The sequence below is a fragment of the Advenella sp. genome (assembly GCF_052108595.1).
Taxonomy (GTDB): Bacteria; Pseudomonadota; Gammaproteobacteria; order Burkholderiales; family Burkholderiaceae_B; genus Advenella.
The window spans coordinates 36,637-43,276 of the sequence record NZ_JBQEAU010000018.1 but is presented as its reverse complement, the minus strand read 5'-3'; the positions used below and the strand labels follow the sequence as shown (position 1 = coordinate 43,276).

Here is a 6,640-nt window from a genome sequence, read left to right as displayed (position 1 = left end):
CTCATGATCGTGGGCATTGACCCCGGCGCGCGCGTCAACCAGGAAGATCACGACATCAGATTCAGAGATGGCCAGGCTGGTTTGCCTTGCCATTTCCATGAGGATGCCACTTTTGGCTACGGGTTCGAAACCGCCGGTATCCACGACTAGAAACGGAATCTCGCCAACCCGGCCTTCGCCATAGTGCCGATCACGTGTGAGACCAGCATAGTCGGCCACCAGCGCCGCCCTGGAACGCGTCAGGCGATTAAACAGGGTTGACTTGCCAACATTAGGCCGGCCAACCAGCGATACCACGGGTTTAAAGGAAACAGTACTCAACGTGCACCAAGCATAACAAGATTACCCGCACCGGTTTGCACCAGGATACCCTGGGCGGTGACGGTCAGCGGCGATAACATCGGATCGCCGCCAAATTCGGATCTGCCAAGCAGATGCCCATCGGCATCGGACAGATAATGTATATAGCCTTCATAATCACCAACAGCAACAACATTGCCGTTGGACACTGCATTGGTCAGGCCCCGGTTTTTCAGAACCTGATTGATCCATTGCTGCTGGCCGTTACCCAGTGCCATGCGGACGACTTCACCGTGTATGCCGGTGGCATAAAGCGAATTATTGTTCAGTGTGACGCCTGTCGCACTGGAGAATGGCTGCGACCACAATGCCTGTCCGTCGCCGCGGCCGGGTGTGTAGCAACCGGCATTGCCTTGATAAGTAGCCACGCACACACCATTGCCGACCAGCACCGGTGCGCCCACAACGTCTGTCACACTATCGAGATCAGTCACGCCGCGAATGGGGCCGGCCAGGACATCCCACTGCAACCTGCCGGTTTTCAGGTCCAGTGCGACCAGCCGACCGCTGGGAACAGCAACCAGGACATTGCCCTTGTCGATAATCATGCGGGAAACGGCGCGCAGTGCCAGCGCAGCATTGGTGCGCTGGTAATTCCACAGCAGCTCGCCGCTGCCGGCATCAAAACCCTGGACACGATAATCGTCGGCCCGCACCACCACGACGCCCTGCCCTACAGCAGGTGGCGTTGACACCCGTGTACTGGCTTTAGCGGTCCATAGTGGTTTGCCGGCCATATCCAAGGCGGTAATCTTGCCGTCCGGGGCGGCAACAACGGCGATATTGCCATCTGATCCCACTCCGGCAGACAAGGCATCGCCTACTGATGTTTTCCACTGCACTGCGCCATTGGACAGCGCAACCCGGGCCACGGACCCATCCGGCGTTGCCGCCAACACACTGTCGCCAGCTACTGCAGGAGCGAACCCGACGCCGCCGCCAGAACCGATTGATGCGCTCCATGCTGCAGCAGGAACCGTGGTCTGGGTATATTCGGTCAGATCGACTGGCTCAAATTGCGACGGAGTCTCAAAAAGGCTGCAGCCGCCGAGCGCCAGCGCGCCGACCAGCACCGTAAGTTTCAGAAAACGACGAGGCATATGTTGAAACATCATGATTATTCTCCACCTAAAGCACTGATTTTCAATTGAATGGTGTTCACAAATGCTGCCGGTAATTGCTGGACGGAAAGCGCTGCTTTCCACGCTGCAACCGCCTCCTGCTTCTTGCCCTGGGCGATCAGCACATCACCTTTACGATCATCGTAAAGCGCCTTGAAAGCTTCTGGCGGATTATTCAATTGTGCCAGCGCCTCGTCGAACTTTTTCTGGTCAGCGTAGACACTGGCCAGACGCAACTTTGCCACAGGCAACAGCTCAGGGAAATCACTGCCGCGTCCGGCCAGCCAGGTAAGCTCCTGCTGCGCCTGGTCATAATGACCGCCACGTATATAAAAATCGGCCGCCAGCAAAGCGCCACGGGCTGCGTAGGCCGTATCGCCATAACTCTTCTTGAGTTCGGCCGCTGCCTGATCCAGCCTGGCCTGACTGTCTGCATCAGAAGACACGGCCGAGGTTTGGACGATTTCATAATAGCCAAGCGCCTGCTTGACCTGCGAGGACTTATACCAGCTCCAGCCGTACCATGCCAGTATGCCCAGCATGACAACAATAATAGCGGTCAGAATTGTGTTGCCGAAACGATCCCACCACCCCTTTAGCGAGTCGATCCGTTCCTGTTCTTCGAGGTCAAAAGCCATATTCTTCAACTATCCTTTACTGATTTTCAAGCCGATCACGTAACGAGACTGCCTGCTGTTGATTGTTAATTATTTACTGAGCCCGGAGTTTATCCAGCAATGCGTTTGCCAGCTCGCTTTGCGCCACGCTAAACTGCGGTGCGGTCGCGCCTTGGGCATCTGCCCGCAAAAACTTCACGGATGCCGAATGCTGAGTCATTTCGGATTCCCCTAAAATTACCGCAAGGCGCGCGCCGCTGGCATCGGCTCGTTTAAATTGCGATTTGAACGAGCCCATGCCAGGATGCACAATACAGCGCACGCCAAGATCTCTGGCAGATTCAGCCATGCCGGCAGCCACACGGGCCGATTGCGCATCGCTATGGACGAAATATACATCACATTCGGGCATCATCTGCACTTTCGCATCCTCCAGCCATAATGCAAGCAATCGCTCCAGCCCGATGGCAAAGCCGATGGCTGGCGCCGTTTTGCCACCCAGCAGATCAAACAGGCCATCATAGCGCCCGCCCCCGCAGACGGTTCCCTGGGCGCCAAGCCTGTCGGTCACCCATTCAAAAACGGTCAGATTGTAGTAATCGAGTCCGCGCACCAGTCGCGGATTCAGAGTATAGGCGATATCGGCATCATCCAGTCTCTGGCATAGGGCATCAAAGTGCGCCCTGGATTCGCTGCCCAGAAAATCGAACAGCTTGGGCGCGTCATTGGCCATCTGTTGCATCGCCGGATTTTTCGTATCCAGCACCCGCAGGGGATTGCTGTACATGCGGCGCTGTCCGTCAGCGTCCAGAACCGCTTTATGCTTTTCCAGATGCGCGATCAGCGCTTCACGATGCGCCCGTCGTTCCTCCAGTTGCCCAAGCGAATTGAGTTCCAGCCGGATGTCGTTGATACCCAGTTGTTTCCACAGACGTGCCAGCATGATGATCTGCTCGGCATCGATATCAGGCCCGGGAAAGCCCAGGGCTTCGACCGAGATCTGGTGAAACTGCCGGTAGCGTCCTTTCTGTGGCCGTTCATGCCGGAACACCGGCCCCATGGTATACAGACGCTGCGCGCGGTCGTACAACATATTGTGCTCAATCGCGGCCCGCACGACGCCCGCAGTAAACTCCGGGCGCATCGTCATCAGTTCCTGCCGGTCAGCCGACATGCTGAAGGTATACATTTCCTTCTCGACAATATCGGTGACCTCGCCAATGCCGCGCGCAAACAGACGAGTCTGCTCCAGCACGGGGGTGCGTACGTTCTGATAGCCATATAGACTTAGCCACTGCCGGAGCATGGCTTCCAGCTGCTCCCAGTGCGCCGACTGGCCTGGCAGGATGTCGTTCATTCCGCGTAAAGCTGTGACCTTTTGGAATGCGGTTGTGTTACTCAAAATAGTTACTCTTGTCAGTTCAAATTATTGCTGTTCTGTCCGGATACATCCGAACCCTGTGCGCCATAACGCTTGTGAACGTAATCACGCACGATTTCCTGGAATTCTTCGGCAATCGCCTCGCCCTTCAGGGTAACGCTGCGCTGCCCATCGATAAAGACCGGGGCTGAAGGAACCTCTCCGGTACCCGGCAGACTGATTCCGATATCGGCATGGCGGCTTTCGCCAGGCCCGTTTACTACACAGCCCATGACCGCAACGTTCATGCTTTCTACGCCAGGATACTGCGCCTTCCATACTGGCATCTGCCGGCGCAGGTAAGACTGAATGCTATCGGCCAGCTCCTGGAAGTAGGTACTGCTGGTGCGCCCGCAACCGGGACACGCCACGACCATGGGGGTAAACGCCCGTAAGCCCATGGTTTGCAGTATTTCCTGCGCCACGATCACTTCGCGGGTGCGATCACCGCCCGGTTCAGGTGTAAGAGAAATGCGAATCGTATCACCGATTCCTTCCTGAAGCAGTACGGACAACGCGGCCGTAGAAGCCACAATGCCCTTGCTACCCATGCCGGCCTCGGTCAAGCCCAGATGCAACGGATAATCACAACGGGCAGAAAGGTTCCGATATACCGAAATCAGATCCTGAACATGGCTTACCTTACAGGACAGGATGATGGCATCACCGGCCAGACCCAGTTCTTCGGCGCGGGCAGCGTTGGTAATGGCAGACACCACCAGCGCCTCGCGCATGACAGCCGATGCGTCCCAGGGAACGCTGCGCCGGCTGTTGTCGTCCATCATGCGCGCCATGAGTTCATGATCCAGGCTGCCCCAGTTTACGCCTATGCGTACCGGTTTCTCATAGCGGCAGGCCACTTCAATCATCTGCGCGAAATTGTCGTCGCGTTTTTTGCCGCCGCCCATATTGCCCGGGTTGATCCGGTATTTGGACAGCGCCTGCGCGCACTCGGGAAACTGGGTAAGCAGCTTGTGCCCGTTGTAATGGAAGTCGCCCACCAGCGGAACCGAAACACCCATGCGATCCAGTTGCTCGCGAATTGCCGGCACTTCCTTTGCCGCCTCGGGCGTATTGACGGTGATGCGCACCATCTCGGAACCGGCCTGCGCCAATTCCTTGACCTGAATGGCCGTCGCGATCGGATCTGCCGTGTCGGTATTGGTCATCGATTGCACCACGACTGGCGCACCGCCACCAATTTGGACCTGTTTGGCACCCCATACGACACGTGCACCACGCGTCGGACGGCGGGTCAACTGGCCAATAGGAAACGGCGATTGTTCAACGATGGTCATGGTAGTGTCAGTCTTAAACAGAGTGGTACGGCCGAAGTCGGGTCAGCGCACTGCAGCGACAAGAGCGATACCATTGAGTCAGTTATTCAAACCAGTGCTGCAGGCTTTCGAGACCGAGATCCTGCAAGGTGTACCAGCCGCGGGTAAAGCCGTAGACGGCAATTACGACCAGCACGAGCAAGATGACAAACAGCCACAGGCCTGTACCACTGGAGCGCCCGGACCGGGAGTAACTGTCCCGGATTTCATAATCGGTGCTGCGTTTCAGGTTGATATTGGTCGTGGCTGCAGAGGCAGCAACAACCTGCTGGCCGCCTTCAACGCCTGGCTGCTGGCCCAGCAATTGCAACAATGGCTGCTCATCCGCTTCCAATACCTGCGCATATTTCTTGACCATGCCACGCAACATGAAGCCAGTGGGCAATGACGCCCAGTTCTGACTTTCCAGCGCGCGCAACTGAGTCTCGGAAAACTTGATGCGATTGGAGATTTCAGCCAACGTAAGACCACGAGCCGCTCTGAGCGTCGCGAGCGTCTGGCCCAGCGATTGTACGGGGGCCGACTCTTCACGGGGAATATCAGCGGCAATGTCTGTTTCGTTGGTCATGAAGAAATCTCGGTAATGGGAATGGATTTGAAGGCCTGCATGCGTTCGCTGATGCGGGTACGGTCTTTAACGTCGCCCGCGAGCTGTCCACAGGCGGCATCAATATCTTCACCTCGGGTTTTACGCACCGTGGTAATCACGCCCTGATCCACCAGCAAGCTGGAGAACTGGCGAATGCGTGCATTGCTGGACCGCTTCAGACCCGCCTCCGGAAACGGATTGAACGGAATCAGGTTCAGCTTGCACTTGACCTGGCGCGTGATATCCACCAGTTGACGGGCATGCTCATCCGAATCATTCACGCCATCGAGCATGACGTATTCAAAGGTGATGAAATCACGCGGCGCATGCACAAGATAGCGGTTACAGGCGGCAATAAGCTCAGCCAGCGGATATTTGCGATTGAGCGGCACCAGTTGATCGCGCAACGCATCGTTCGGCGCATGCAGCGATACCGCCAGCGCAACCGGGCAGTCATGCGCCAGGCGGTCCATGAACGGTACGACACCGGAAGTGGACACCGTGACTCGACGCCGCGACAGCCCATAGGCATTATCGTCGAGCATAAGCAGCAATGCCGGCAGAACCTGATCATAATTGAGTAGCGGCTCGCCCATTCCCATCATGACGACATTGCTGATGACGCGAAGATCCTGGTCCTGTACGGCAGCTGGTGGCTCATCCTGTCCTGCGGCGGCCAGACGTGCGGCAGGCATATCCTGCATGATATCGTGGCGGGCCTTCCACAATTGACCGACAATTTCAGCTGTGGTCAGATTTCGATTGAAGCCCTGGTGACCAGTAGAGCAGAAACGGCAGCCCACGGTACAACCGGCCTGACTGGAAATGCACAGGGTTCCCCTGTCATCTTCCGGAATGAATACGGTTTCGACAGCATTATTATTGCCTACATCAAACAGCCACTTGCGGGTACCGTCGGTAGATACTTTCTGGGTAATAACCGATGGTGTTTGCAACGAGCAGCGTTCTGTCAGCGTGCTGCGAAAGTCCTTGGCCAGATCTGTCATCTGGTCGAAATCGGAGATGCCGCGCTGGTGCACCCAGCGCAGCAACTGTTTCGCGCGAAAAGGCTTGTTACCCCAGTCACCCACCTGCTTGACGAGCGAATCGGATTCGACACCCAGAAGATTGATGCGTTGATCGGTAGTAGTCATAACAGCCTTTTGCGGAAAATGAAGCACGTTTTCAGCGAGCCT

The 6,640-nt window shown here is 56.5% G+C and carries 7 protein-coding genes; all 7 read right to left on the bottom strand.

Annotation, left to right across the window (positions count from 1 at the left end):
• Positions 1-321, bottom strand: a 321-nt coding sequence (locus ACTIKR_RS05240; RefSeq protein WP_442327280.1) for a GTPase, incomplete at its 3' end; no start/stop codon positions are given.
• Positions 318-1,475, bottom strand: a complete 1,158-nt coding sequence (gene bamB, locus ACTIKR_RS05235; RefSeq protein ID WP_442327279.1) for an outer membrane protein assembly factor BamB — start codon at positions 1,473-1,475, stop codon at positions 318-320. The genes bamB and ACTIKR_RS05240, both read right to left, overlap by 4 nt.
• 2 nt (positions 1,476-1,477) lie before the next feature.
• Positions 1,478-2,119: a YfgM family protein gene (locus tag ACTIKR_RS05230; RefSeq protein ID WP_193090128.1), complete on the bottom strand. Its 642-nt coding sequence runs from the start codon at positions 2,117-2,119 to the stop codon at positions 1,478-1,480.
• Positions 2,120-2,192: 73 nt separating this feature from the next.
• Complete coding sequence (gene hisS, locus ACTIKR_RS05225; protein WP_226817270.1) at positions 2,193-3,455, bottom strand: histidine--tRNA ligase; 1,263 nt, start codon at positions 3,453-3,455, stop codon at positions 2,193-2,195.
• Positions 3,456-3,514: 59 nt separating this feature from the next.
• On the bottom strand, positions 3,515-4,816 hold the full coding sequence (gene ispG / locus ACTIKR_RS05220) for a flavodoxin-dependent (E)-4-hydroxy-3-methylbut-2-enyl-diphosphate synthase (RefSeq protein ID WP_193090127.1): 1,302 nt from the start codon (positions 4,814-4,816) through the stop codon (positions 3,515-3,517).
• A gap of 82 nt (positions 4,817-4,898) precedes the next feature.
• Positions 4,899-5,423, bottom strand: coding sequence for a helix-turn-helix domain-containing protein (locus ACTIKR_RS05215; protein ID WP_193090126.1), 525 nt, complete (start codon positions 5,421-5,423; stop codon positions 4,899-4,901).
• The gene (gene rlmN, locus ACTIKR_RS05210; protein ID WP_193090125.1) at positions 5,420-6,598 is read right to left on the bottom strand and encodes a 23S rRNA (adenine(2503)-C(2))-methyltransferase RlmN; all 1,179 of its coding nucleotides are present in this window, start codon (positions 6,596-6,598) and stop codon (positions 5,420-5,422) included. Before rlmN ends, ACTIKR_RS05215 begins: the two co-directional genes overlap by 4 nt.
• Between the last annotated feature and the right edge of the window lie 42 nt (positions 6,599-6,640).

Coding starts and splice junctions, on each gene's coding strand:
- bamB (WP_442327279.1), bottom strand. CDS start 1,475: ATGATGTTTCAACATATGCCTCGTCGTTTTCTGAAACTTACGGTGCTG.
- hisS (WP_226817270.1), bottom strand. CDS start 3,455: ATGAACGACATCCTGCCAGGCCAGTCGGCGCACTGGGAGCAGCTGGAA.
- ACTIKR_RS05230 (WP_193090128.1), bottom strand. CDS start 2,119: ATGGCTTTTGACCTCGAAGAACAGGAACGGATCGACTCGCTAAAGGGG.
- rlmN (WP_193090125.1), bottom strand. CDS start 6,598: ATGACTACTACCGATCAACGCATCAATCTTCTGGGTGTCGAATCCGAT.
- ACTIKR_RS05215 (WP_193090126.1), bottom strand. CDS start 5,423: ATGACCAACGAAACAGACATTGCCGCTGATATTCCCCGTGAAGAGTCG.
- ispG (WP_193090127.1), bottom strand. CDS start 4,816: ATGACCATCGTTGAACAATCGCCGTTTCCTATTGGCCAGTTGACCCGC.